The organism is Achromobacter sp. EB05, from assembly GCF_044232075.1.
Taxonomy (GTDB): Bacteria; Pseudomonadota; Gammaproteobacteria; order Burkholderiales; family Burkholderiaceae_B; genus Achromobacter; species Achromobacter dolens.
Map to the genome: position 1 here is coordinate 2,106,801 of NZ_CP155917.1, position 24,603 is coordinate 2,131,403.

Consider the following 24,603-nt stretch of genomic DNA (forward strand, 5'->3'; position numbering starts at 1 on the left):
CCATTGGTGCCGGGGCGTGGCTCCGACGAACGGAAAGCCCGGCGCATGCGCCGGGTTTTTTTTGCGTCGGCGGGCCCGGCCCTCCAAACAGGATCGCCCTGACGAAAAAAAGCCCCCTGCGAAGAGGGGGCTTTCCATGGTCCCGCCCGGCAGCGGGCGGGGGAGACGATCAGCTGTGGTAGGCCGATTCGCCGTGGCTGGTGACGTCCAGCCCTTCGCGTTCCTGGTCTTCCGGCACGCGCAGGCCGCACAGGGCGTTGGCGATCTTGTAGGCGATCCAGGCGACCACGCCGGACCAGACGATGGTCAGCAGCACGCCTTCGAGCTGCACCCACAGTTGGCCCAGGATCATGCCGGGTTCCGCCAGGCCGGGGCCGCCCAGGACCTGGGCGTTGAAGATGCCGGTCAGCAGGGCGCCGACGATGCCGCCCACGCCGTGCACGCCGAACACATCGAGCGCGTCATCGGCGCGCAGCAGGCGCTTCAGGCCATTGACGCCCCAGACGCAGACGATGCCGGCGATCACGCCGATGATCAGCGCGCCCACCGGGCCGACCAGGCCGGCCGCCGGGGTGATGCCCACCAGGCCGGCGATGGCGCCGGAGGCGGCGCCCAGCATCGAGGGCTTGCCCTTGATGGCCCATTCGGTGAACAGCCAGGCCAGCACGGCGCCGGCGGTGGCGATCATGGTGTTGAAGAAGGCCAGGGTGGCGTTCTCGTTGGCGGCCAGGGCGGAACCGGCATTGAAGCCGAACCAGCCCACCCACAGCAGGGCGGCGCCGACGAACGTCATCGGCAGGTTGTGCGGCTGCATGGCTTCACGGCCATAACCGACGCGCTTGCCGACCACATAGGCGCCCACCAGGCCGGCCACGCCAGCGTTGATGTGCACCACGGTGCCGCCGGCGAAGTCCAGCGCGCCCTTGGCGTTGAGCAGGCCCGGGGCCGTTTCGGACGCGAACCAGACCATGTGCGCGATGGGAATATAGGCGAAGGTGAACCAGATCACCGTGAACACCAGCACCGCCGAAAAGCGGGCGCGTTCGGCGAAGCTGCCGACGATCAGCGCGCAGGTGATGCCGGCGAACGTGGCCTGGAACGAGGCGAACAGCAGTTCGGTCAGCGAGTTCGACATGGCGTACTTGCCGTCCGCCGGGTTGAACATGCCCGAGAAGAAGGCGCGCGAGAGGCCGCCGAAGAACGCATTGCCTTCGGTGAAGGCAAGGGAATAACCGTAGATGAACCAGAGGACCAGGCCCAGCACGAACGTGCACAACACTTGCAGCAGTACCGACAGCACGTTCTTGCTGCGTACCAGGCCGCCATAGAACATCGCCAGACCGGGTACGGCCATCATCAATACGAGGAGGGTAGAGACGAGCAACCAGGAGATATCTGCTTTATCCATTTTCAGGCTCCAATGAGTCTTTCTTATTTGTCTACAGCGCAGCTTCGCCGGCTTCGCCCGTGCGGATACGGATCACTTGTTCAAGGGGGGCGGCGAAGATCTTGCCGTCGCCGATCTTGCCGGTGCGGGCGGCTTGTTCGATGGCTTCGATGACCTGGTCGACCAGATGGTCGGGCACGGCGGCCTCGACACGCAGTTTGGGCAGGAAGTCGACGGCGTATTCCGCGCCGCGATACAGCTCGGTGTGGCCCTTCTGGCGCCCGAACCCTTTCACTTCGGTAACGGTGAGGCCCTGGACGCCGATTCCGGATAGAGCCACCCGCACTTCGTCGAGCTTGAAGGGCTTGATGATGGCGATGATGAGTTTCATGGCATTTCCTCTCATGGTTGCACGTTGGCATCGTCAATCAAGCAAATTCCATGCCATACGGTCCGGTGCCCGGAAAGCGGAAAGGCAGGCGCATTTGTTGTGCCTGATTGCACCAATATAGTGCTTCATGCACTCGACATCAGCCTCAAGTTGGTGCACGGCCGGGCAAAGTGAGGAATGCAACGGAATATGTTTTGCCGCCGCCATTTGTTGCGAGTTGATGCCGGCGCGGTAGTCCTTTGTCGCGTTTGCCGGATGCGTGGCAACCGTGGCCGCGGTCTGCCCCGACAGGCCGCTGAACGTTGCTGGCCGGGCTTCGGGCGGCGCATGGCGCAGATGTCAGGCGTTTGAAAGCGGTTCGGACGCACCGTCAAAACGGGGGCGGGGCGTGATACGAGGGTTTACACGCATAAGCTTGTTGCCAAAGGTAGGCTGAAGAAGAATCAAGTCCAGCTCATGGCGGTATCTGGGCCTGATCGGCCGCGGCAAAAGACACCGGCGTCGCGGCTCTCTGAACAAAGACGAAAAGCAAGAAAGGAAAGAGGAATGATGACGATCCAACGCAAGACCTTTGCCGTGTTGGCGCTGACCGCCGCGCTGGCCGCCCTGGCCGGCTGCAACAAGAGCGATGAAAAGGCCGCGCCGCCCGCGGCATCGACCACGCCGGCGCCGTCGACCACGACGCCGGGTACGCCGCCCGCGGCCGCCACGCCGCCGGCCTCCACGCCCGCGCCGTCCAGTTCGGCCCCGGCCGCCAGTTCCACCGCCGGCCTGCCCGCCGAATGCGACGCCTACCTGACCAAAGTCAGCGCGTGCATGGACAAGCTGGGCGCGTCCAACCCCGCGGCGGCCAGCTTCAAGCAGCAGCTCGACGCGGCCAAGACGCAGTGGGCCACGATCAGCGACAAGACGCAGTTGGCGTCCCAGTGCAAGCAATCGGCCGACCTGTTCGCGCAGTCGGCCAAGCAGATGGGCTGCGAGTAACGATGTTGGTAGGGGGCTGCCCCCAAGGCGGCCCGGTTTTCTCCTGTGCTTTGATGGGCGGTCACCGCATGCGGCCCGCCCTTTTTTTTGCCCGCTGCCCGGCTTGTGGAAAGCACTACACTTGAGGCACCAAGAACATCGTGAGGCCGCTATGAACAATCGCACCCAGTGGATGGAAGACATCCAGAAGAACATTTCCGACCTGATCGCCCGCAGCCCGGCCGCGGATGTCGAGCGCAACGTCCGCGCCATGATGACGCAGGCATTCTCGAAGCTCGATCTGGTCACTCGCGAGGAATTCGATGTGCAGGCCGATCTGCTGGCGCGCACGCGTGCCCGCGTTGATCAACTGGCTGCCACCGTCGAGCAACTGGAGTCGCGCCTGTCCGCCCTGGACAAGTGATCCGCGCGGGACACTTTTGCCACGGCCGCCTGCGCGGCCGTTTTTGTTTTCGCCATACTCGTCTTCGACTGCCATCGGAGACTGCCTTGACCCTAGCCGTAATCGCCAGCCGCACCCTCAGCGGCCTGCACGCCCACGCGGTGCGGGTCGAAACCCACCTGGGGCCGGGACTGCCCAGCTTCAACGTGGTCGGCCTGCCCGACACCGAGGTGCGCGAAAGCCGCGAGCGGGTGCGCGCGGCCATCATCAACAGCGGCTTCAATTTTCCCGCGGGCCGCATCACGGTCAACCTGTCCCCCGCCGACATCCCCAAGGAATCGGGCCGTTTCGACCTGCCCATCGCCGTCGGCCTGTTGCTGGCCGCGGGGCAACTGGCGCCGCCGGGCGAGGGGGCGGCAACCGAGGCCGCCAACATGCCGGCGCCGGATCCACTGTTGGCCGGTCTGGTGCTCGCCGGGGAGCTGTCCCTGACCGGCGCGCTGGTGCCGGTCGCGGCGGCCCTGGTGATCGCATTGAGCGTGGCGCGGGAATCCCCCGGCGCCACCTTGATCCTGCCCGCCGGCAGCGCCGGACAGGCGGCCTGGGTCGAGGGCCTGCGCGTGCTGTCGGCGCGCAGTCTGGCGGACGTGGCGGCACACGTGGCGGGTCATTGCCGCCTGCCGGACGCCTTGCCCGACACCTGGCCCGAGGCGCCGCCGATGCCCTGCCTGGCGGACGTGCGCGGGCAGCCCGGGGCGCGGCGCGCGCTGGAAGTCGCGGCGGCGGGCGGCCATAGCCTGTTGATGATAGGGCCGCCCGGGGCCGGCAAAAGCATGCTGGCTGCGCGCCTGCCGGGCCTGCTGCCGCCGCTGGCGCGCGCGCAGGCGCTCGAGGTCGCGGCCCTGGCCGCGCTGGCGGGCGCGCCACCGGTCAGGATGGGCACGCCGCCGTTCCGCGCGCCGCACCACTCGGCGTCCGCCATCGCCCTGGTGGGCGGTGGCGGGCGGCCCCGGCCGGGGGAGATCAGTCTGGCCCATCACGGAGTGCTGTTTCTCGACGAACTGCCGGAATTCAGCCGCCGCACACTGGAGGCGCTGCGCGAGCCGCTGGAGACGGGCAGGGTGGTCATCGCCCGGGCGCTGCAGACGGCGCAGTTTCCCGCCCGCTTCCAACTGGTGGCCGCGATGAATCCATGCCCCTGCGGCTGGCGCGGCCATCCGCGCCGGGCCTGCCAGTGCACGCCCGACCAGGTCGCGCGTTACGCCGGTAAGGTCTCAGGCCCGCTGCTCGACCGGATCGATCTGCATGTGGCGTTGCCGCCGGCCGACCTGGAAAGCCTGCAGGGGCCGCCCGGCGAGGCGTCCGAGCCGGTCAGGGCGCGCGTGGCGCGTTGCCGCGAGCGGCAGATGGCGCGTCAGGGCAAGCCGAATGCGGCGTTGGCCGGCGCGGAACTGGAGCGCCACTGCCCGCTGGAGCCGCCGGCCCGCGACCTGTTGCTGCAGGCCATGCGTCGGCTGGCGGGCTCTGGCCGCGCCATGCATCGCGCCTTGCGTGTCGCCCGGACCATCGCCGATCTCGAGGCCGCCGACGAACTGGCGACGCACCATGTCGCGCAGGCGGTGCAATACCGGCGCCCGGGGGCATGATGCGCAGGGCAGGCCATTGCCGTCGGCAGGGAGGATGGGTTCCGTCCCGGAATGTTTCCGTGCGCCTGCCCGCCAGACCCGATCCGGCTCGACAAAACCAGGGAAATCACCATATAATCAAAGGCTTTCCCGGATCCAGGCAATTTTTTTCGCCCGGGCCATCGGGGAAAGTTGCAGTACCTCAGCAGTGGAAGTACCCCCAGAAGTGGCAAGAGGTCATCAAGTTTTGCCGCAATGGTGTAGGTCGAACGTGCTCGCCTTGATGGTCGAGCGCGGCGCCAACCGCCTTGCGACAAGCACCTCGCGTCATGTAAATCAACAATAGTGTTCAGTTTAGGGAATCATCATGCCCAAGATGAAAACCAAGAAAAGCGCCGCAAAGCGCTTTCAGGTTCGCGGCAGCGGATCCATCAAGCGTGGTCAGGCGTTCAAGCGTCACATCCTGACCAAGAAGACCACCAAGAACAAGCGCCAACTGCGCGGTTCGGCGGCGGTTCACGAGACCAACGTGGCTTCCGTGAAAGCCATGATGCCTTTCGCTTGATATAAGGGAGATCTACTATGCCTCGCGTCAAACGCGGCGTTACCGCCCGCGCACGTCACAAGAAAGTCATTTCCGCCGCCAAGGGTTACCGTGGCCGCCGCGGTAATGTGTTCCGTATCGCCAAGCAAGCGGTCATGCGCGCTGGCCAATACGCCTACCGCGACCGCCGCAACAAGAAGCGCACGTTCCGCGCGCTGTGGATCACGCGTATCAACGCCGCCGTCCGCGAACACGGCGTCAGCTACAGCGTGTTCATCGCCGGCCTGAAGAAGGCTGCGATCGAACTCGACCGCAAGGTCCTGGCCGATCTGGCCGTGCGCGACAAGGCCGGCTTTGCCGCCATCGTGCAGCAAGCCAAGGCTGCCTTGGCTGCCTGATCGCGCGCTTTAACTCATCGCGCATCGCTGCAAACGGGGCTGTAATGGCCCCGTTTGCGTTTTGAAGGCTGGATTTCATGACTCAATCGGTTGACGACCTGGTTTCCCAGGCGCAGGAACTGTTCGCCGCGGCCAACAATGCCGCCGCGCTCGAAAACGCAAAGGCCCGCTTCCTGGGCAAGGACGGCGCGCTGACGGTCCTGCTCAAGGGCCTGGGCAAGCTCGATCCCGAGCAGAAGCGCGACATGGGCGCCCGCATCAATCAGGCCAAGCAGAAGGTCGAAGAGCTCCTGAACCTGCGCCGCGCGGCCCTGGTGCAAGCAGAACTGGATGCCCGACTGGCGTCCGAAACCATTGACGTATCGTTGCCGGGCCGTGGCCGCGTGCCGGGCGGCATCCATCCGGTCATCCGCACCTGGGAGCGTGTCGAAGAGATCTTCCGCTCCATCGGCTTTGATGTGGCCGACGGCCCCGAAGTCGAGAACGACTGGACCAATTTCACCGCGCTCAACAACCCGCTGGACCATCCGGCGCGTTCCATGCAGGACACGTTCTACGTCGACATGAAAGACGCCGACGGCCTGCCGCTGCTGCTGCGCACGCACACCAGCCCCATGCAGGTGCGTTACGCCCGCATGCACAAGCCGCCCATCAAGGTCATCGCGCCGGGGCGCACCTACCGCGTCGACAGCGACGCCACGCACTCGCCCATGTTCCACCAGGTGGAAGGGCTCTGGATCGCCGAGGATATCTCGTTCGCCGACCTGAAGGGCGTGTACACCGATTTCCTGCGTTGCTTCTTCGAAAGCGACGATCTCGTCGTGCGTTTCCGCCCGTCGTTCTTCCCGTTCACCGAGCCGTCGGCCGAAATCGACATGATGTTCACCTCGGGCCCGAACCGCGGCCGCTGGCTGGAGATCTCCGGCTCGGGCCAGGTGCACCCGCAGGTGGTGCGCAACTTCGGCCTGGACCCCGAGCGTTACATCGGCTTTGCCTTCGGTTCCGGCCTGGAGCGCCTGACGATGCTGCGCTACGGCGTCAACGACCTGCGCCAGTTCTACGAAGGCGATTTGCGCTTCCTGCGCCAGTTCAACGAATAACAGACGGCTAGATCATGCAATTTCCCGAATCCTGGCTGCGTACGCTGGTCAATCCTCCGATCGCAACCGATGAACTCGCGCACCGGCTCACCATGGCCGGCCTGGAAGTCGAAGACACCGTGCCGGCCGCGCCCGCGTTCACGGGCGTGGTGGTCGCGCACATCGTCGAGATCGCCCCGCACCCCGACGCCGACAAGCTGCGCGTCTGCCAAGTCGATGACGGCTCCGGCGCGCTGCTGCAGATCGTCTGCGGCGCGCCCAACGCGGCCGCCGGCCTGAAGGTGCCGCTGGCCCGCGTCGGCGCGGAACTGCCCGGCGGCATGAAGATCGGCGTGGCCAAGATGCGCGGCGTGCAATCGTCGGGCATGCTGTGCTCGGCGCGCGAACTGGGCCTGTCGCAGGACCATGCCGGCCTGCTGGAGCTGCCGGCCGATATGGCGCCGGGCCAGTCGATCCGCGAAGCGCTGGACCTGGACGACACGCTCTTCACGCTGAAGATGACGCCCAACCGCGCCGATTGCCTGTCGATCCTGGGCGTGGCGCGCGAAGTCGCCGCGCTGACCGGCGCGCCGCTGTCGGTGCCGACCGCCAAGGCCGTGCCCGTGACGCTGGACGAGCTGCGTCCGGTCAGGATCGAGGCGCCCGACCTGTGTGGACGCTTTGGCGGCCGCGTGATCCGCGGCGTGAACGCCCGCGCGCAGACCCCCGCGTGGATGAAGACGCGCCTGGAGCGCGCCGGCCAGCGTTCGGTGTCGGCGCTGGTGGACATCTCCAACTACGTCATGCTGGAACTGGGCCGTCCCTCGCACGTGTTCGACCTGGACAAGATCCATGGCGACCTGTCGGTGCGCTGGGCGCGCGAAGGCGAGACGCTCGAGCTGCTGAACGGCCAGACCGTCACGCTGGATTCGAAGGTCGGCGTGGTGGTGGCCGGCGATCAGGTCGAAAGCCTGGCCGGCATCATGGGCGGCGAGGCCACGGCGGTCACGCTCGACACGCAGAACATCTACCTGGAAGCCGCGTTCTGGTGGCCGCAATCGCTGGCCGGCCGCGCGCGCCGCTTCAAGTTCAGTTCCGAGGCCAGCCACCGCGGCGAGCGCGGCGTGGACTTCGCCACGATCCCGCAGCACATCGAATTCATCACGCGCCTGATCGTCGACATCTGCGGCGGGCAGGTCGGTCCGCTGGACGACCAGATCGTCAACCTGCCCAAGCGCGAGCCGGTTCGCATGCGCCTGGCGCGCTGCCACCGCGTGCTGGGCGTGCCCGTCACGCAGGCCGAAGTCGCCAAGATCTTCGGCAGCCTGGGGCTGGAATTCACGCTCGATGGCGATGACTTCATCGTCACTCCGCCGTCGTATCGCTTCGACCTCGAGATCGAGGAAGACCTGATCGAAGAAGTGGCCCGCATCTACGGCTTCGAGAACATTCCCACGGTGCCGCCGCTGGCGCGCGCCAAGATGTTCTCGCAACCCGAAGTGCGCCGCGGTCCGCACGCGCTGCGCCGCCTGGCCGCCGCGCAGGACTACCAGGAAGTCGTCAACTACAGCTTCGTCGAAGCCGAGTGGGAACGCGACTACGCGGGCAACGACACGCCGGTCAAGCTGGTCAACCCGATCGCCAGCCACCTGTCGGTGATGCGTTCGAGCCTGATCGCCGGCCTGGTGGCCAACATCCGCCACAACGCCAACCGCAAGCAGACGCGCGTGCGCCTGTTCGAGCTTGGCCGCGTCTTCGCGCGCGATGACGCGGCGCAGGACGGTCCGCTGGAAGTGGCCGGCGTGCGCCAGCCGCTCAAGCTGGCGGGCGCCGCGTGGGGCCCGTCGGTGGAAGAGCAGTGGGGCGTACCCACCCGACAGGTCGATTTCTTCGACGTGAAGATGGACGTCCAGGCGTTGTTCGGCGCCCGCGGCGCGCGCCTGCGCTTCGAAGCGGCGGCGCATCCCGCGCTGCATCCGGGCCGCAGCGCCCGCGTCACGCTGGATGGCAAGCAGGTCGGCTGGATCGGTGAGCTGCATCCGCGTTGGGCGCAGCAGGCAGACCTGGCACACGCGCCGGTGGTGTTCGAGCTGGACGTGGACGCCCTGTCCGAAGGCGAACTGCCGCAGGTGCGCGAACTGTCGCGCCAACCGGTGGTGGTGCGCGACCTGGCCCTCTGGGTCGACGCGCCCGTGACGGTGCAGTCCATGCTGGACACGGTGGCGGCGACGGTCAAGGCCGATCCGCAACTGGCCGTGGTGCAGGACGTGCGCCTGTTCGACGTCTGGCGCGAAAAGGCCCAGGGCGAACAGCCCGTGGCCGAGAAAAGCCTTGCGTTCCGTTTCTGGCTACAGGACACTGAGGTCACACTGGACGAAGCCCGAGTGGCCGATTGCCTGGCGCGCATCAAAGACGCTTTGGTCAGTGCCCACGGCGCGCGCCAGCGCGCTTGAACCATGGGGAACAGTATGCTTGCCGAGCCGCGTACCCTGACCAAGGCCGAGCTGGCCGAACTGCTCTTTGAGCGGGTCGGCCTGAATAAGCGCGAGGCCAAGGACATCGTCGACACCTTCTTCGAGGAAATCCGCGACGCCTTGGCGCGCGGAGATTCCGTCAAGCTTTCGGGCTTCGGAAATTTCCAGGTGCGCGACAAGCCGCCCCGCCCGGGGCGCAATCCCAAGACCGGCGAGACCATCCCTATCGCCGCACGCCGCGTGGTCACGTTCCACGCAAGTCAGAAACTCAAGAGCGTGGTGGAGCAGGCCACTCCCGCAGCGCCAGATGCCGAGGAGTGATACGCTTTGTCGGTAATTGTTATCGGCACTCGACGCATCGCGGCATAGAATTCTCTTATGACACGTACCGAATCCACCGTTACCTTACCGCCCATTCCCGCCAAGCGTTACTTCACCATCGGTGAGGTCAGCGACCTGTGCGGCGTCAAGCCGCATGTGCTGCGGTATTGGGAGCAGGAGTTCACGCAGCTCAAGCCGGTCAAGCGGCGCGGCAACCGTCGCTACTACCAGCATCACGAAGTGCTGCTGATCCGTCGTATCCGTTCCTTGCTGTACGAGCAGGGCTTCACCATCAGCGGCGCGCGCAACCGCCTGGGCGATGCGCGCGACACGCCGCACGATCAGGACGCCGCGGTGCGTCTGACTGGCGCCGAGATGCAGGCCCTGCGCAACGAGTTGGGCGATGTGTCGGCGATGCTGGCCGAGGCCCTGGGTTCGGCCGCGACGGCTTCGAACGACAATGCGGTGAGCGTCAACGCCACGGCCTGAGCATGGCGGTGCATTGCACCGTCGTCTATCCGAGTTGATGGCCCCGCGCCATGCGCGAGCCTTGCCTGTGAGTGTTGCCGGCATCGCGTAAGGCACGCAAATTTTTTTGAGTATTCGGCACTTTTTTTGCACCAATGCGTGCAAACAATTTTTAGGTCTGCTATACTCTTTTTCTTTCGGGGCGTAGCGCAGCCTGGTAGCGCACTTGCATGGGGTGCAAGGGGTCGCGAGTTCGAATCCCGCCGTCCCGACCAGCAATACCCTAGGGGGTTAGTGATAGTAATCACTAACCCCCTTTCTCATTGTGGGGACTTTTGCGGGGACTTCCCGGTTAAAGCCGCCCCTCGCTTGAGCACCGTCAACGCCGGACTGCGCGTGTCGGTTGCTGCGATGCGATTTGCATACTCGATCAGCTTGGTCAGCTCGGCCGCCGAGTAGTGCGAAGTGATACTTCCATCGGTGGGGCCCAGCAGTGCCTTGCGATCCTCCTCCGGGACATCAGCGGCGCGCAGTCGACGCCCGAAGGTGTGCTTCAAATCATGCACGCGGACACGTCCAAAGCCTGGATGCGCTGGGACACCGTGCGACGTCTTCCAGTTTTCCGCAGCGCGCTTGCGTGCACTGCGCCAAGCCGTATCGTTCATCCTGTGCAGCGCGCGGCCCTCGTAGGGAAACACCCATTCGGGATCCAGGCCGCGCTGCTTGCGAACGATTGACCTGGCCACGTCGTTCAGCACCACCAGGCGCTCCTCGCCGTTCTTGACGCCCGAATCTTCGAACCGTCCACCAAAATCAGCGGGGATCAGAAAGACGCTGGTTTCCAGCTCGGGCACCTTGATTTCCCATTCCCATCGCAGTTTGCAGACCTCCTGCTCGCGGCACCCGGTGTTCACCTTGTACAAGGCCATGGCCTGAAGGTGGTCGGGTAGCTCCTTGAACAGCATGGCCTGTTCCTCCCACGACAAGGGGTAGGGTTGCCGGCGCGATTTTTCACTGAGCATTTCGATCATGGGTACAACCGATAGCCAAGGCCTGCGGTCTTCGTCGCGCCATTTCCTGGCGCAGACGTTGAGCACCCTCACGACGCGCTGCAGCGCGATATTGATCGTCCGCGGTGCCCGGCCCAATTCCAGCCGGTCCTCGATATAGGGCTGCAGGGCTTCGTCGTCCAATTCATCCAGGTACAGCTCACCGATGTAAGGATCGAGCTGCTTGAGATAGATGCCGGTATGCCAAATTGATGGATGCTGCGCATATTCCTTCAAATAGAGGGTCGCGGCTTCGCGGAAGGTGCGGCGGCCGTTGCGTTTCGCGGCTTGGGCCGCCTGGGCTTCGGCGATGCGCGAGAGGAGGAATTGCTCCGCGTCTGCGCGCGTGCTTGTGCCAGTGCTGCCTCGAATTCGGCCAATCCCGCGGACGACTTTGTCGATGTGCCAGAGGCCGTCTTTGAGCGTGAGGCCGGTGATTGTTTTTTGCCCCATAAGCTTGATGCTCCATTGCTATGGCGGCGCTCGCTGCGAGGGCTATCGTTGCCTGCAGGTGCTGCCTTGTCAATTGCCATACGCTCGGCGTACTCGTCGGCGAAGCGATCGAGTTCTACGCGGTCGAAGGCGATTCCTTGTTTTCCGATGGTGATTTCACGCAGAAAAGGGCGTGCGTCCTGGTTGAACACCCTGCGGCACATACCGAGGTAGGCGGGCGCTTTTCCCATTCGTATGAATCGCGGTTGAACGTCAGACATTTGTCTGGTCCTTATAAAGTTTTGCCGCAGGCACGAGGGCGAGGCGCGAGGGCGATGGCTTTGTTGATCGCCTTCTGCTGCTCGTGAAGATTGGCAAGGTGCAGGTGGTATCGATCTATCACGACAAAAGAATTATCCTGTTACAGTGACGGTCGTAATTCATTCTGAGAGGTTGTAAATGCGCGGTGTGTACAAGACTTTTAGTTACCACGTGTTCCATCAGCAAGACCAAAGCGGCCAGCATTTCGCAATGGGAGAGGTTGTTTTTGGACCCATCGAGTACCCTCTTGTGACCGGTCGTACTCTCGGTCTGACTAAACGTGCGGCATCCGACATTGGCTCGGCTGTGCAGCTTTTCCCGGTCGTCGAAACTGATGTGAAGCTCACGATTGACCGCATGCTCAATGGCATTGTTTTCACATACACCATTTCCCGGGATTCGGTTGGCGACTTCGTGGGACTGCTTGAAGTGATGTTTCCAAGCGGACATGTGGCGAATTTTGGATTGGAGATCCCACGGCCTCAGCAACAGGACGCGATTAATGATTGCGGGCGTTACGAGCAGCAAGTGCGACGTGTGTGGGGGATCTGAGCGCATTTTCCTGGCGGCTGTGATGCATGCTTCTACGACGCATTCCAACTTGAGTTCTATTTCTTTATGTTTTGGAACTCTAAACTCAGTGAGCTCGGCTCCGCTCATATCCGTCCGCCTATTGCGGCCTCGAGCTGCTTATGCGGAAACGGGCCGACTTGGTCCGCTAGCTCGCCCGGCGCATTAACGCGGCGCAACGCCGGAAGCGCCTCGCGCAAACCTTCGATAGTGCTTTCGCGGATCGGCACCAGGTAGTGCAGGGCAATGTGCAGGTCGCGCAGGGGCTGCAGTGGCAATTCCTTGCCGTGGCGGATGCTCCACATCTCAAAGTGCCAGATAAGCCCCTCAATCGCCGGCGCGGCCTCGTACCGACGCCCGTCGCACGCCAGGAAGTCGGGATAGCCTTTCGCGTTGACGGAAACCTTGCCGGTGCGGTCCAGTTCATCGAACAATTGCTCAAGCGGCCGCATCACGATTTCCGCGCCGACAATCATGGGCGACGCCTCGCGGCGCTCCAGGCGGCGCACACGTGCGCGCCGCGTTTCAATGCGCTGGACCAAGCGCCGGTCCTTGCGATTCATGTAGGGATGCATGATTAAGCGGCCTCCCTCTGCAGGTCCTGGATGCCGAAATAGACGTCCATGCAGCCGCGCACGTCCGCCAGGGCACTGTGCGCGTTCTCCAGCGGCTTGCCGGTGAAGAACAGCACCGCCTCGCTCAGGTTGGCCGTCTTGTAGTGGTGGCGATTGGCGGCCACCATCTTGGCGGTGGGCGGCAGTTTCAGGATGGGCGTGGCCAGGCGCGCGGTGCACTCGGCCGTGCCGGTTTTCCAGCGTTCCAGGTCGTGTTCCAGCTCGCCGGCGCGGTGCTGGGCGATGCGGATGATGCGGGCATCGAAGGACTCGTTGTGTGCGATGCGCTTGCGTCCGGCCCACATTTCCAGGAACAGGGACAGGGCCAGCGCCTCGGGCACGCCCACCGCCATGGCGTACTCGGTGGTGATGCCGTGGACCTCGGTGACCTCATCGGGGATGCTCCAGCCGTCCGGCCGGACGACCAGGTCCAGGCTGGCGACCGTCTCGCGCGAGTCCAGGTCGACCAGCGCCGCGGCCAGCTGCACAATGTGGGGCTCGTCGGGGTGTTCAGACGGATCCTTGAACAGCGGCAGGCCGGTGGTTTCGGTGTCTTAGAAAAGCGCCAGGTTTTGCATGTCGTAGTCCTCGTGTCAGGCGGCGGCGCGCAGCGCGGGCTGGGCGTTGGTGCCGTGGTCGATCCAGTGGCTGGTGAAAAGGTCGGTGGGAGCGGGCGGGGCAGATTTCAGGGTGCCCAGCACCAGGGCGGTGTCGAGTTCGCCGTCGGCGGCCAGGGTGTCGAGCAACCCCAGCAGGTCGCCGCGGCCGGGCTGGTCCAGGCAATCGAACCGGTCCAGCAGCACGCAGCGCAGCCCGGACTGGGTGGCCAGCGCGAGCCCGATCAGGGCGTCCGTGCGCCAGCGCTCGGCCGCATTCAGCCTTTCGTCGCGCAGCCTGCAGCGCCTGGATGGGGTACACCCCCGACTTGTCGAAATCGTCAAACTGGCGATCCAACGCACCGCGGTCGATTTCACTGTGGTCGAGGGTGTGCGCACGCCCGAACGCCAGCGCGAGTTGGTCGCCCAAGGCGCCAGCCAGACGCAGAACAGCCTGCACCTCAAGCAGCAGGACGGCTATGGCCACGCCGTCGACCTGGCGCCGCTGGTCGGTGGCGCGATCCCGTGGAACGACTGGGAGCAGTTCCGCCGACTGGCCGACGTCGTCAAGGCCTGCGCGGCCGAGCTGGGTATGCCGATGGAGTGGGGCGGGGACTGGAAATCGCTCAAGGACGGCCCGCACTTCCAGCTGCCGCGCGGCTGGAAGGCAGCAGCATGATGGCCGCCGGCGAAAAGGTGGTCGGCCTGTTGGTGGGGTGGCGAGGCTACGCGACCGCCGTTGCTGTGGGGGCCGCAGCAACTTGGTTCGTGTTGGACGCGTTCCACGGACGCGAGATTGCCGAACTGCGGCTCGAGCAGTCGCGCGACGACTTGTCCGTGGCGCGCGAGGCAATCGAGCAGACCAACGACGATCTGCTTGCCATGGCCGCGAACGCGCGCGCCGCGGCAGCCACCGGCCCTGAACTTACCGCGTCGATCGACGCATTCTCGAAGGCTGTGAAAAATGCGAATCCTCTGCCTGCTGGCTGTCGCCCTGATACTGACCGGGTGCGAAGCCTCACGGAATCTGTACGTGCCGCGCGTGGTGCCGCCGCTGGACGGAGGCCTGGCAGCGCCGTGCCCTGAGATCCCTGATCCGCCCCAAGACCCTGCCAGCTACGACGACTGGCAGGTTTGGATGCAGGGTCAGGTTTTGGTGGCATACGGAATCTGCGCCGCGCGGCACCGCGCTACTGTGCAGGCATGGCCTAAATAGACCGTTTAGGCGCATTGCGCAGAACGACCCAGCCGGGATCGATGACGTAGGACTTCGGGTCGCCGTTTTGGCTGACAGCGACCAAGCCCATCGCTTCGACTGCGCCGAAGCACTGCTTCAGGAGAAGGCCTTCGGGCACGCCGAAGGCTTCCTTCAAGGTCTCTTCGGAAACGATGTCACCAGCGTTGACTTCCAGCGTGTTCAGCGCGTTGCGGATGGTCCTGGCCATTTCGTTGGACACGTACACTTCACTTTGCATTTGGTTCCCCTTATTGCATGAAAGTGCAGCCAGCATATAGCGGAAAAAAATGTCCCGCTGCGGCGCAGCAAATCTTACAATCCTCATGTTTGCGCACCTTCTTTACCTGGATGCAGGCGTCGCTAGACTTTGCCGTCGCGCGGCTGGCTGAGTACGAGAAGGCCCAGCGCCGAACGGGGTCACGTCCAGAAGTTGGAGCCCGTAGCCGCCCCTCCTCGGTGGGGGTTTCCTTGTTAGAACTGGCCTTCTCTCCTTATTTGTATGGAGGATGGCATTGCTCCCCGCCCGAAGCGCGATTCGAGTATTTCGGTGACCAATTCAAATATCCATACTGGTGCATCTGGATGTACGAGGACGGCGTCGCACAGCATTTTCATGTCGATTGGCACGTATCTTCCTGGGACAGCGCGGCTCTCTTCGAGCGGCGATTTGGGGTCGTACACGAGAATCCGGATTTCGCGTTCGTACTCGTAGGCGTTCATTTTTTGCAAGAAAAGCGAGTATTGCTCGTGTTTACGCGGGGTAAGACCCAAAGGGCGCGTATAGAGCATTTTCCCCACGTAGGCACGCTCGTTGGGTGAGACTGTCATTGAATTGAGCAGTCGGCCCACTGTCGTCAAGATGCAGACAGCGCCATCGCCTGCTCCATACTGACGCCACATGCTCATGTGTTCCTGGCGGAATCTATGCCAGCACCACGCATCTAGCCACCTGCATTCTTTGTCATTGAATGCCCGGAGTGCGCCTGGCTCGCGGGAGATGGTATGCAGTCCAAAAGGGCTTGGGATTTGCAGCTCGGTCGGGCCAGACAACGGCGGCGTGTATTTCTTGCCTTCGACTATGAGGCCATAGAGTCTTTCAATGAGGCTACGCAGCGTCTCCCCAGAACCATCACGCTGCATCTGGTCCACAACTCCCCAAATGCCCTCTGTCGGATCGCCTTGATTGCCCGCCGTGCTGCGGAGATTGGCAATACTCGGGAGAAATGCCTGCCCGAACTGGATCATGTACAGGAAGGCGGGAAGGCTCATATATCGAGCGATCGCGGTGTCCTCGTGTATGCCGGGGCCAAGGCAGATATTCATTTGCGTTCTTCTATTTTTCGACTTCGGCATTCTAGCGGCCGATTGACGAAAATTCATCAGCGCAGGCCGTGCGCCACAGATGGCTTATTCCCATTGGAGCCGTTCATGGGCCTCAAGACGATCATTGAAACCGCGATTACCCCGGCGCTGGCGCTGCTGCCGGCCGCCATGGACACGCCGGCCGAACGCGTCATGCTTCTGGCCATATCGGTCTGCAGGAAAGCCGCTTCGTGCATCGGCGCCAGATCGGCGGACCGGCGAGGGGCTTCTGGCAATTCGAGAAGGGCACGCTGGTCAGCTGCGGCGGAGTGTGGGGCGTGTATCTGCACCCAGCGAGCAAGGGCCTCCTGGCGGCTCTGTGCAAGGCCCGTAGCGTGGCCTGCGACCCTGACGCTATCTATGCGGCGCTGGAATATGACGACGTGCTGGCGGCCGGCGTGGCGCGGCTGCTGCTGTGGACCGACCCCAAGGCGCTGCCGGCCATCGGCGATGGGGAGGCTGCTTGGTCGCTGTACCTGCGCACCTGGCGGCCGGGGCGACCGCATCCGAAGACATGGCCGCCCCTGTATGCCCAGGCCACAGCTGCGGTGGAGGTGTGACCATGCCCGCATTCATGCAGAGGATATGGGGCTACGTCGTCGCCGCGGCGGCGGCGGTTGCCGCAGTGGTGCTGGTCTACCTGCGTGGGCGCAGCGCGGCCGAGCTGACGAGCGTCGGGACCGCACAGAACAGATCAACGAACAGGCGGCGAAAGCCCGCCAGGAGGTGCGCAATGTGGAGGATGAGGTTGCCCGTATGGACGATGATGCTGTCGTTGCTGAACTTAAGTCTGACTGGGTGCGCGGCCCCGGCCAGGGGGGGCGTTGAGTATTGCGACGACGCGCGGCCGATCTACTTCGACTCAGCTGCGCATATTGACCAGACGCCGGCAGACGTGCGTCGTCAAGGGCTAGAGATGGATGAAACGTGGCGAGCGGTATGCGGTATGCATTGAGACGAAATCGCGCTATGTAGTAGCGCATCATCCGAGGCTACGGAGCGCCAGATCCATGACACCATTCCATCGCGTATAAGAGTTTTCTCCCCCCTCTCCATGTAGCGCTGGCGGTGTACTGCGTCCGTATTGCTATGCGCCGGACGCAGGTGTTGGTGCAATTAGCTTTCACCTTACGTCAGCAGGGTCCCCTCTTCGTGAGCATCCCTGCATTCGTCACAAAAACGTTCCACTTCATTCTCACGGACCAGGTTGCGCAAAACTTCCTGAGTCCGATCGCGAAGAACGAGAAAACTCCCCTTTTTGTCGAAGGCGCTCTTGATTTCGTTTAGCAATAAAGCAAGTGCGGTGGAGCCATTAGAGGCAATTGCCTCGTTTACGAGGGAAAGATATACGCGAGGGGCGTCATCTTCGGGGTAAATTACTCCGTACACCATAAGTGCGTCTTCCTATCTCTTTAGGTTTTTTGAGTTCCACCTTGGAACCTGGGTTCACATAATGAAGGTTTTTGATTTTTAGTCAAGTTTGATTCGGCTGTGTTCTTTATATCTGGCTTCTCCTTGGATCTGCAGTCCATAGTATTCACTGCCTTGGTCGTGGCGCACTCAGGTATTCTCCACCAGCTATCGGTGCTCCATCTCCTTACGTAGCGAGCATGGCTGCTCCAGAAATTCGCCGGCGATATCCTAAACAACTTCGGGACACTGATGTCCATAACAACAGTCTCATTAGAGACCCAAAGTCGTATAGGGAATTTGGATCGAGCGATCGGTTAGGCATACTGATCTGGCGGACCCAATAGGAAACGCCGCGCTGGCGGCAACCAGCGAGGCGTTAGGTCTGTGACAAGCCCTGTAGGACAAAGAAGAATCACAAATGGAAGTTAGCACCGACTCAAAATTCGCTCAAGCGTCCCAGGCGCCGGAGGTTGCGTATCTACCTACCGCTGGCCCGCAGCCCGTGAAGACCGCAGCGCGGCGAGGACGGTTGCCCCGCGGGGTAGCTTCGATCCGTAAACCTGCTGCCGCGGCACCAGCGGAGCGGGTTGCGCAATCAATGACTGACCCTATTGAAGCCGTACGGCAGATGTTGGCCTCGATGCAGGCATTGCTGAATTTTGCGGTAGCCGTGATCGCTGAATACGAGAAGGCTCACCGGCGGGCAGGGTAGGGGCGGTCATCGGAGGCAGGCGCGCGAGTATCAACTTGGCGCTGGCGCGCCACCGCGGCAATGAACGTGGCGGTCAATGCCTCGACATTGCCTTGTCTTCATCCGGAAGGGGCGCCCAGCGCTCGGGCGTGATGGTGTCGAAGGGCCAGGGGTGCATGTAGCTAAGGCTACCCCTTGCAACTCTCATGTCTGAGCCGGTCGGGCTCAGTTTAGGACGACGTGCAACTTTTAAAGCAAATTGCGCTAGCTGAACGGGTGGACCCGGTGGTCAGGGGCATGGTTGAATGCTCCGATCGTGCGCAGTGGGTCTGTGTCAACTCAGTTGCGTAGGTCGACCAGACGTTCACGCCGGTTCGGTGCTAAGTGTTCGAGCGCGACTGGGGCGCTGCCCCTCTACGTGGAACTCACCGGAGGCAGTGCGCGATTACGCGGCGAAGACCCATTGATTTCAAAGGGAATTTCGGCGCCAGGCAATATTGAGGCTACACTCCCACTATGTTGATACGAGCAATGCAATCATGATCTTCACCATTGGCTATGAGGGAATAGATTTGCCTCGGTTCATCTCTCTGCTCGCACACCATGGTGTAGAAACCTTGGTCGACATCCGAGAGATGCCGCTTTCCCGCAAACCCGGTTTTTCTAAGACAGCGCTGAGAGCGGCGCTCAATCTATCTGGCTTCGAGTACACGCATATCGCTGCTCTAGGCTGCCCGAAAGATGTCAGAAACCAGTATCGGGCTGATGGCGACTGGCTCCGATATAAGAAGGGATTTCTCCGCTATCTTGAGTCACAAGAGACGGCGATAGCGGAGCTGGCCGCGTTGTCAGCCAGCTCCAATTGCGCACTTCTTTGTTTTGAGTCTGACCACAACTATTGCCATCGATCGATGGTCGCAAATGCGGTGGCGGCCGTGTCAGGATCGAAGGTGAAACACATAGCTGCGAGTGTGCCGGTCAAAACAGGGCGTACTGATTCGTGGGTGTTTGCTTAGGGGGATAGATTAGGCTGATGACGAGCCATTGATCTTGAAAACGGTGTTGATTTCCCATCAGCAGCATTGTGTCTTTGGCGAGCATTGAGTCGAGCAGCTTTTGTCTGAACATGTCGTCGCATTCCAGACCATAGTCTTTCAAACAGCGCCGATAGAGTTGACCAGCTTCCCAATCCACTATTTTGTGACGACGCTCTATGCCATCGGTACAGGCGTAGCGATAGTAGAAGTCGCAGGGCAATTTATTCAGCATCGCGATTTCTACGCGAGCTTCCGGTTCAGTCAACAAGCTGCTTTGACTCTGGGCACGTGTAAGCTTGGAGATTTCGTCTTCGGACCAATCGATTCGTCGAGCGGGAACGATATCGAGGGCTTTCAACTCTGTTGGTCGTAGCAGGGCTAGCGAGCCCTTCGTTTCGGAAGACCAGCTCTCTAGTGCCGAAAAAGACTCGAACTGAGGAAGTCGGCCGATCCACTCGCGCCGTTCCCTCCATTCATTTTTCGGCGCGATCCTTTCCCGGCATTCAAGAGTGCCAACATCTATCCGGAAGCTCTCCGGGCGATGGTCGTTTCGCGCCTTTTCGACGTTGGCGTCAATCCATTGCCACTTTGAGAATTGCTGCTCATCATCAAGTAGGCGAAATGGGACTGGGAACAGACGCCGCATTTGGCCGGTTGAATTGATGCCGGCGACGCAGGATGTTTCGATGTAGTTGGCACTTGGCGAGGGATATGTTTTCGCCAAGATCAGGATACGTTCTCGCTGAAGTGCCACGTCGTGCCTCCTCGTCGTTGAATACTGCTTTGTAGTCAGCCCTTGAACTCTAATTTACCAGGAGTTACGAACGGTTTTGTGTGGAGAGTGGTAGGACTTGGGAGATAACGCGGTGCCGAAATGAAAACGCCCCAACCCGTGAGGGGGCTGGGGCGAATGCTCTGCGGCGGCCGGCATGGGCGTCGCGAGCGTGATAAATCTATCACGCGCTGCCGGACCATTCCAGCAATTGCGGTGAGGACGGCCAGGATGCGGTTGCCACGCGGCTGCGGCGGAATGAGAGAATATCTATGGCTTTGCGCAAAGTTGCTCTTTATGTGTGTCTAGGTACGCCATTGACTGTTGCCGAAGCCACTCGTAGGCTTTGAGCAATTCGGCATCGGAATCCTTCTCCTTGGCCTCGCCGAAATAGAAGTAAATCTGTCGCCCCAACTTTTCAGTGTCGTTCAAGGTGCGCACGTCTACATGCGCATCGTGCAAATTCCTCATGCGGCTCGCCCATTCCCGCTCGGCCGCTTGCGCATCATCTATGTGTTTGAAAAGAGGATTGCCCAGGTAGGTGTCCACTTGCTTGCGCATGGGTTCGGGCCAACTCGCCCAATATGCCAACTGTATGCGCTCGCTATTCTTTTCTAGTCTGAACGCGAGATCCTGCCAGTGATTCCACTTGTCTGGCGGTACTGGCCACAGAAATTCCAAGGAGGCGAACGCCTCTGGCAGGGTGGGATCCGCGGTGCCCAGTGCGGCAAGCACCGGTTTTAGCTGGCCGGTCTGGACCAGCGTCTGTTTGAACAGGGCCAGCAAGGCCACATTCCTATATCCGCTGGAGATGTCTATCAAGTTTTCTGGTGTCGTCATGCTGCCCAGCGTCCAGCCAAGATCCACTACGGCTCTGGCCTTTGCGAAATCCGCAGCGGTCAGCAGCCGCATTGAATGTTCATATTGCTCCTCGCTTAACTGGTCAATTGCCCAAAGGGTACCCCGCTGCCCCAGAATACGTGCGGCCGAACCGGCCGGCTTTCGCTGATAGCGGTAGAAAGCCACCCCCACTGTCTCGACATACTGCCGGTAGGGCGGCCGGAAGAGGCGCGTTTCATCCGGGCGTGGCAGGCATCGTCGGATCAATGCCGAGCGTCGCAAAGAGTCTTCCATTGACGAAAACACAACGTGAGATTCATTCCAAGACTTGGCAAATTCGCTCGTGTTCCATATCGCGGTCAACATGTTCTGCTGACGCGGCGTGACGGAGATCTCCGTCGCTTGTGCGGGTAGAGCGAGCTGTACCCATATGCAACATGCCATTCGGACCACCCAGGCGGCCTTTCTACCAAATCCGTCCCGCATCGCTCACCTCTGATTCAAAGACCAATAGGCGTGCAGTGTAATCAAGTCCAGAATTCGCGCAATTCGGACCCATTTCGACCGATAGCGGACGGAACATAGCTGACGCGATGGACTGGCAGCAGCGGGACGAATACTACTGGGCAGGGCTTGGCGGTTGGACCATCTGCCGGGTGTTCGCGCAGAACCGGTGGCAGTACGAGGTCTGGGCGGCAAACGGCACGCGCCACGGTATGGAGCCGACGTTGGCCAAGGCGATCCTGCTATATGACAAAGTGAAGGGTTGAAGCCTATTCCCGGGTCAGGTCGCAGAATTCTGCGCCTTGACGCGAGACGCAGCTCAGTTCGGCGTCCGCGAACGCGGTGAGATGGGGCAGATAGTCCTCCCCGTAAGCGGCGATGAGGTCCCGTGTAGGGATCCGGAGAACCTTTTGGGTGAATTGCTTCTTCCAGTGCGGCTCGAAATAGTCTTTCATCAAGTCTCCTTGTAGTGGGTTGATGGAGGGGCCCGTTCTTGGCGTCCTCCAGTATGCCCGGCTCTATTCGATTTGCTTGATCGCATCGGGCATCTGGTACTTGGAATTGCCGACTTCCTGTCTCACCGGGTGCCAGGTGAAGGCCGCTTCCGGTAGGCCGTGCTCCAACAGCGCAAGCGCCTGGGCGGCGGGAAATTCCGGATCCATCCAGTGGGTAGCCAGGCCGGGCGGCAGCGCCACCGGCCGGCGGTCGTGGACGTCGGTCATGCCGCCCGCGGCGTCATTGGTCACGATGGCGAAACCGTGGGCCTCGTCCTTCTCGGCGTCCGGCCGCCAGTTGCTCAGGCCGGCGAAGAAAAGGGGCGCGTTGTCGGTGGCGTGGATGTAGTACGGCTGCTTGGGCGGCTTCGACCCATCGGCCAGGGGCTTTCATTCATACCAGCCGTCCGCCGGCACCAGGATACGGCCATGGGCCGTGAGCAACTTCCACGGCCAGGCGTTGGCGAGGATCTTGTCCAGCCTCGCGTTTGACATGAGGTACTTGGAATTGTGGGGGCGCCAGCCCCAGGGCAGCCGCTCCAGTTCGAAGTCGCCGGCGAGGCGGTGCATTGCCATGGGCCGCGTCCCTGGCGGGATGTTGTAGCGGGGGCCGGTCGGGTCGGCAAACAAGGCTCGAGGATTGGGGAATATGCGCTCGACGTAATCGAGCGGTCCGGACTTCTGTACGATGCGACCGCACATAGCGCATTCCTGGGCACAGGAAGGCCCAGTATAAGTCCAACCTCGTCGGTATCTTGGGATGTGGTGTTGGTATTTTTTCGCTTCAATGGGTTACGATCTCGCAAACTTGGAGATTACTAAGATGCCTCGCGACCGCGCTCCCAACTCTACGACAGACACAGCTAATTCCAGTCCGGCTGCTCCCTCGGCGGTGGATTCAAAAAAACTAGTCTGTGGTTTGGTGATGCCACTCGCAAATACTGACAACTGCCCACCGCAACACTGGGCCGAAGTCCGATCGATTATTCAGGAGGCTATCGAATCGATTAGTGAGTATGAATTTGAGTGCGACATGGTGAGCAACGCCAATGAATCCGCAGTCATTCAAGCAAGTATCGTCCGAAATCTGAATACGAACGATATTGTAGTGTGCGACGTCAGTGGTAGAAATCCCAACGTAATGTTCGAACTGGGGATGCGCGTTGCCTTCGATAAGCCTGTTGTATTGATCAAAGACGACCAAACGGATTTCTCATTCGATATAGGACCTATCGCTCATCTAATCTACCGTAGAGATTTGAGGTATAACGATGTGCAGAAATTTAAAACTGAACTGGCAAGTAAGGTCGTGGCTACGTATAAGAAAGCTGCGGAAGGTGGTGATGAGTCTAGCTATCTTTCAAGTTTCGGGCCGATCAAGGTTGCACAGCTGAAAACTCAAGAGGTTTCGTTAGGTGAGTTGATGCTCGAGAGGTTGGATAACGTGCAGCAGCAGGTCAAGAAAATCGCAGCTGCGGCAGCCTGGGCGCCTTGGAGTTCCGAGCACGGACGGAGCAACATGCTTGCAGACTCCTGGCGTGAATTCACTACGGATCCCGATCTTTACAAGAAAGGTGACGACATCGGCATTACTAAAGCGATGCGACTTCGCCTTCGGCATGCGATTGCAGAACAAGGGTTGGCACCAATCGGCAGCGCGCCTGCCAATCTAGATCTCATAGATAAGCTGGTTAAGGAACACATCCCTTCCTTGAATGACGCTCAAGTGAGAGCGATAACGTTGAAGGTCCTGGGGCCAGTAGGGTAAAGGGCAGCTAGATGCGGTGGGGACTTTCATGGGGGCATGGCTGCTCTCACATAGTCAAAAGAGAGCACGGTTGCATGCGAGCGCCGCGCTAAGTTATTGAAAAATAAAGGTTTCTATTTCGCCTCTTTGCATGGGGTGCAAGGGGTCGCGAGTTCGAATCCCGCCGTCCCGACCAGTAGTTCAAAAGGCCGTCAGTGAGAAATCACTGACGGCCTTTTTCATTTTTGTGGCTTGCATTAAATGGGCGTCATGCTCGCATTCGCAGAACGCCGGGAAGGAATGTGGTCAAGTCAGCAGCTTGACCGGCATTTCGCTACAGATGCGGGTCGCGTTCCGTTGCGCTTGTCATCGCAGTCCGAGGGAATGCAAATAGGCGAACACTTCGTGGGAGTCAGCGGGGCGCACGGTTCACCGGATTTGCCAAGGGGCCGGTTTTTCGCCAACCATTGTGTCAACGCGAGAACCTTGTCTTCGGGTAAGTCGCGCCGATACCGAGGTCCTTTTTTCTCCAGCTTGAGACTGCTTAGAGAGCGGGGAAGTTGGGCGATGCTCAGGGCATCCTTGCCGAAGTAGTGGAAATGGCTGGATACCAGCGCCCACTGATTGCCGCGATGGTCATCGCGCTGATCCCAACGGCCATTGAAGCGGGGATCGACCAGGAAATCCTTGAAGGGGAGTTTCTCGTCCACACGCATAAGATAGATGATCTTCCCGTGGCCGGCACTGGCTCTGCTCGCGCCGGCGGTTCCCATGACCCAGTCGCCCACCTTTGCCATTTCGACAATATTGTTCGTGCCGCCTGGCTTTTTGTACATGCAGTGCACGAGGGTGCAGAATCCGCTTTCGGGAT

At 61.5% G+C, this 24,603-nt stretch carries 26 protein-coding genes, 1 tRNA gene and 3 pseudogenes; 17 read left to right on the forward strand and 13 right to left on the reverse strand.

Going from position 1 to position 24,603, the window contains the following annotated elements:
* Positions 1-169 precede the first annotated feature (169 nt).
* Positions 170-1,408: an ammonium transporter gene (gene amt / locus AAID08_RS09675; RefSeq protein ID WP_054503856.1), complete on the reverse strand. Its 1,239-nt coding sequence runs from the start codon at positions 1,406-1,408 to the stop codon at positions 170-172.
* 31 nt (positions 1,409-1,439) lie between these two features.
* A complete protein-coding gene (locus tag AAID08_RS09680) occupies positions 1,440-1,778 on the reverse strand; it encodes a P-II family nitrogen regulator (protein ID WP_006218735.1) in 339 nt (112 codons plus the stop codon).
* A 546-nt stretch (positions 1,779-2,324) separates the two neighbouring features.
* Between AAID08_RS09680 and AAID08_RS09685 the strand changes: the two genes are divergently transcribed.
* The 10 genes from AAID08_RS09685 to AAID08_RS09730 all read left to right on the forward strand — a co-directional run bounded on the left by AAID08_RS09685 (position 2,325) and on the right by AAID08_RS09730 (position 10,328).
* Positions 2,325-2,762 (forward strand): DUF5339 family protein, encoded by a 438-nt coding sequence (locus tag AAID08_RS09685; protein WP_064526960.1) that lies wholly within the window; start codon positions 2,325-2,327, stop codon positions 2,760-2,762.
* 151 nt (positions 2,763-2,913) lie between these two features.
* Entirely contained in the window at positions 2,914-3,165 is a 252-nt protein-coding gene (locus AAID08_RS09690) for an accessory factor UbiK family protein (RefSeq protein WP_006394062.1), read from the forward strand.
* A gap of 86 nt (positions 3,166-3,251) precedes the next feature.
* Positions 3,252-4,790: a YifB family Mg chelatase-like AAA ATPase gene (locus AAID08_RS09695; protein WP_064526958.1), complete on the forward strand. Its 1,539-nt coding sequence runs from the start codon at positions 3,252-3,254 to the stop codon at positions 4,788-4,790.
* 346 nt (positions 4,791-5,136) lie between these two features.
* The gene (rpmI, locus tag AAID08_RS09700; protein WP_006387997.1) at positions 5,137-5,334 is read left to right on the forward strand and encodes a 50S ribosomal protein L35; all 198 of its coding nucleotides are present in this window, start codon (positions 5,137-5,139) and stop codon (positions 5,332-5,334) included.
* Between the two features lie 17 nt (positions 5,335-5,351).
* Entirely contained in the window at positions 5,352-5,711 is a 360-nt protein-coding gene (gene rplT, locus AAID08_RS09705; RefSeq protein WP_006387998.1) for a 50S ribosomal protein L20, read from the forward strand.
* Positions 5,712-5,788: 77 nt separating this feature from the next.
* Positions 5,789-6,811 (forward strand): phenylalanine--tRNA ligase subunit alpha, encoded by a 1,023-nt coding sequence (gene pheS, locus AAID08_RS09710; protein WP_054503853.1) that lies wholly within the window; start codon positions 5,789-5,791, stop codon positions 6,809-6,811.
* Positions 6,812-6,825: 14 nt separating this feature from the next.
* On the forward strand, positions 6,826-9,243 hold the full coding sequence (gene pheT / locus AAID08_RS09715) for a phenylalanine--tRNA ligase subunit beta (RefSeq protein WP_395757565.1): 2,418 nt from the start codon (positions 6,826-6,828) through the stop codon (positions 9,241-9,243).
* A 3-nt stretch (positions 9,244-9,246) separates the two neighbouring features.
* Entirely contained in the window at positions 9,247-9,585 is a 339-nt protein-coding gene (locus AAID08_RS09720) for an integration host factor subunit alpha (RefSeq protein WP_006388001.1), read from the forward strand.
* A 57-nt stretch (positions 9,586-9,642) separates the two neighbouring features.
* Complete coding sequence (locus AAID08_RS09725; RefSeq protein WP_054503851.1) at positions 9,643-10,074, forward strand: MerR family transcriptional regulator; 432 nt, start codon at positions 9,643-9,645, stop codon at positions 10,072-10,074.
* A gap of 177 nt (positions 10,075-10,251) precedes the next feature.
* A tRNA-Pro gene (locus tag AAID08_RS09730) sits at positions 10,252-10,328 on the forward strand.
* Between the two features lie 45 nt (positions 10,329-10,373).
* Here AAID08_RS09730 and AAID08_RS09735 read toward each other — a convergent pair.
* Complete coding sequence (locus tag AAID08_RS09735; protein WP_395757566.1) at positions 10,374-11,555, reverse strand: tyrosine-type recombinase/integrase; 1,182 nt, start codon at positions 11,553-11,555, stop codon at positions 10,374-10,376.
* Between the two features lie 438 nt (positions 11,556-11,993).
* Here AAID08_RS09735 and AAID08_RS09740 point away from each other — a divergent pair, with 438 nt between their 5' ends.
* Entirely contained in the window at positions 11,994-12,407 is a 414-nt protein-coding gene (locus AAID08_RS09740; protein WP_395757567.1) for a hypothetical protein, read from the forward strand.
* Between the two features lie 104 nt (positions 12,408-12,511).
* Here the strand turns inward: AAID08_RS09740 and AAID08_RS09745 are convergent, their stop codons facing one another.
* Genes AAID08_RS09745 through AAID08_RS09755 form a run of 3 tightly spaced genes read right to left on the reverse strand, consistent with a single transcriptional unit; the run spans position 12,512 to position 13,842 of the window.
* A complete protein-coding gene (locus AAID08_RS09745; RefSeq protein ID WP_395757568.1) occupies positions 12,512-12,988 on the reverse strand; it encodes a hypothetical protein in 477 nt (158 codons plus the stop codon).
* A 14-nt stretch (positions 12,989-13,002) separates the two neighbouring features.
* Positions 13,003-13,575, reverse strand: coding sequence for a 3'-5' exonuclease (locus AAID08_RS09750; protein ID WP_395757810.1), 573 nt, complete (start codon positions 13,573-13,575; stop codon positions 13,003-13,005).
* A gap of 57 nt (positions 13,576-13,632) precedes the next feature.
* On the reverse strand, positions 13,633-13,842 hold the full coding sequence (locus AAID08_RS09755) for a hypothetical protein (protein ID WP_395757569.1): 210 nt from the start codon (positions 13,840-13,842) through the stop codon (positions 13,633-13,635).
* Positions 13,843-13,891: 49 nt separating this feature from the next.
* On the opposite strand from AAID08_RS09755, the gene AAID08_RS09760 reads away from it, so the two are divergent.
* Entirely contained in the window at positions 13,892-14,314 is a 423-nt protein-coding gene (locus AAID08_RS09760) for a M15 family metallopeptidase (RefSeq protein ID WP_395757570.1), read from the forward strand.
* Positions 14,311-14,721 (forward strand): hypothetical protein, encoded by a 411-nt coding sequence (locus tag AAID08_RS09765; RefSeq protein WP_395757571.1) that lies wholly within the window; start codon positions 14,311-14,313, stop codon positions 14,719-14,721. The genes AAID08_RS09760 and AAID08_RS09765 overlap by 4 nt, the downstream gene beginning before the upstream one ends.
* 122 nt (positions 14,722-14,843) lie before the next feature.
* Here AAID08_RS09765 and AAID08_RS09770 read toward each other — a convergent pair whose 3' ends face one another.
* Together AAID08_RS09770 and AAID08_RS09775 are read right to left on the reverse strand one after the other, a co-directional pair.
* A complete protein-coding gene (locus AAID08_RS09770) occupies positions 14,844-15,110 on the reverse strand; it encodes a hypothetical protein (RefSeq protein WP_395757572.1) in 267 nt (88 codons plus the stop codon).
* A 233-nt stretch (positions 15,111-15,343) separates the two neighbouring features.
* The gene (locus AAID08_RS09775) at positions 15,344-16,195 is read right to left on the reverse strand and encodes a DUF2971 domain-containing protein (protein ID WP_395757573.1); all 852 of its coding nucleotides are present in this window, start codon (positions 16,193-16,195) and stop codon (positions 15,344-15,346) included.
* Between the two features lie 105 nt (positions 16,196-16,300).
* Between AAID08_RS09775 and AAID08_RS09780 the strand changes: the two are divergent.
* Positions 16,301-16,794: pseudogene (locus tag AAID08_RS09780) on the forward strand (hypothetical protein).
* Between the two features lie 2,083 nt (positions 16,795-18,877).
* Positions 18,878-19,354, forward strand: a complete 477-nt coding sequence (locus tag AAID08_RS09785) for a DUF488 family protein (RefSeq protein WP_194957042.1) — start codon at positions 18,878-18,880, stop codon at positions 19,352-19,354.
* Here AAID08_RS09785 and AAID08_RS09790 read toward each other — a convergent pair.
* The gene (locus AAID08_RS09790; protein WP_395757574.1) at positions 19,317-20,129 is read right to left on the reverse strand and encodes a hypothetical protein; all 813 of its coding nucleotides are present in this window, start codon (positions 20,127-20,129) and stop codon (positions 19,317-19,319) included. The genes AAID08_RS09785 and AAID08_RS09790 overlap by 38 nt on opposite strands.
* Positions 20,130-20,417: 288 nt before the next feature.
* The gene (locus tag AAID08_RS09795; RefSeq protein WP_395757575.1) at positions 20,418-21,353 is read right to left on the reverse strand and encodes a hypothetical protein; all 936 of its coding nucleotides are present in this window, start codon (positions 21,351-21,353) and stop codon (positions 20,418-20,420) included.
* A gap of 227 nt (positions 21,354-21,580) precedes the next feature.
* Here AAID08_RS09795 and AAID08_RS09800 point away from each other — a divergent pair, with 227 nt between their 5' ends.
* The gene (locus tag AAID08_RS09800) at positions 21,581-21,757 is read left to right on the forward strand and encodes a hypothetical protein (protein WP_395757576.1); all 177 of its coding nucleotides are present in this window, start codon (positions 21,581-21,583) and stop codon (positions 21,755-21,757) included.
* A gap of 3 nt (positions 21,758-21,760) precedes the next feature.
* Here the strand turns inward: AAID08_RS09800 and AAID08_RS09805 are convergent, their stop codons facing one another.
* Both AAID08_RS09805 and AAID08_RS09810 read right to left on the reverse strand, forming a co-directional pair.
* Positions 21,761-21,946 carry a hypothetical protein gene (locus AAID08_RS09805; RefSeq protein WP_395757577.1) on the reverse strand — a complete coding sequence of 62 codons (186 nt, stop codon included), beginning with the start codon at positions 21,944-21,946 and terminating at the stop codon, positions 21,761-21,763.
* A gap of 63 nt (positions 21,947-22,009) precedes the next feature.
* Positions 22,010-22,687 (reverse strand): annotated as a pseudogene (locus AAID08_RS09810) (SOS response-associated peptidase).
* A gap of 121 nt (positions 22,688-22,808) precedes the next feature.
* Here AAID08_RS09810 and AAID08_RS09815 point away from each other — a divergent pair.
* The gene (locus tag AAID08_RS09815; protein WP_157810491.1) at positions 22,809-23,753 is read left to right on the forward strand and encodes a hypothetical protein; all 945 of its coding nucleotides are present in this window, start codon (positions 22,809-22,811) and stop codon (positions 23,751-23,753) included.
* A gap of 290 nt (positions 23,754-24,043) precedes the next feature.
* Here the strand turns inward: AAID08_RS09815 and AAID08_RS09820 are convergent.
* Positions 24,044-24,583: pseudogene (locus AAID08_RS09820) on the reverse strand (hypothetical protein); the annotation flags it as partial.
* Between the last annotated feature and the right edge of the window lie 20 nt (positions 24,584-24,603).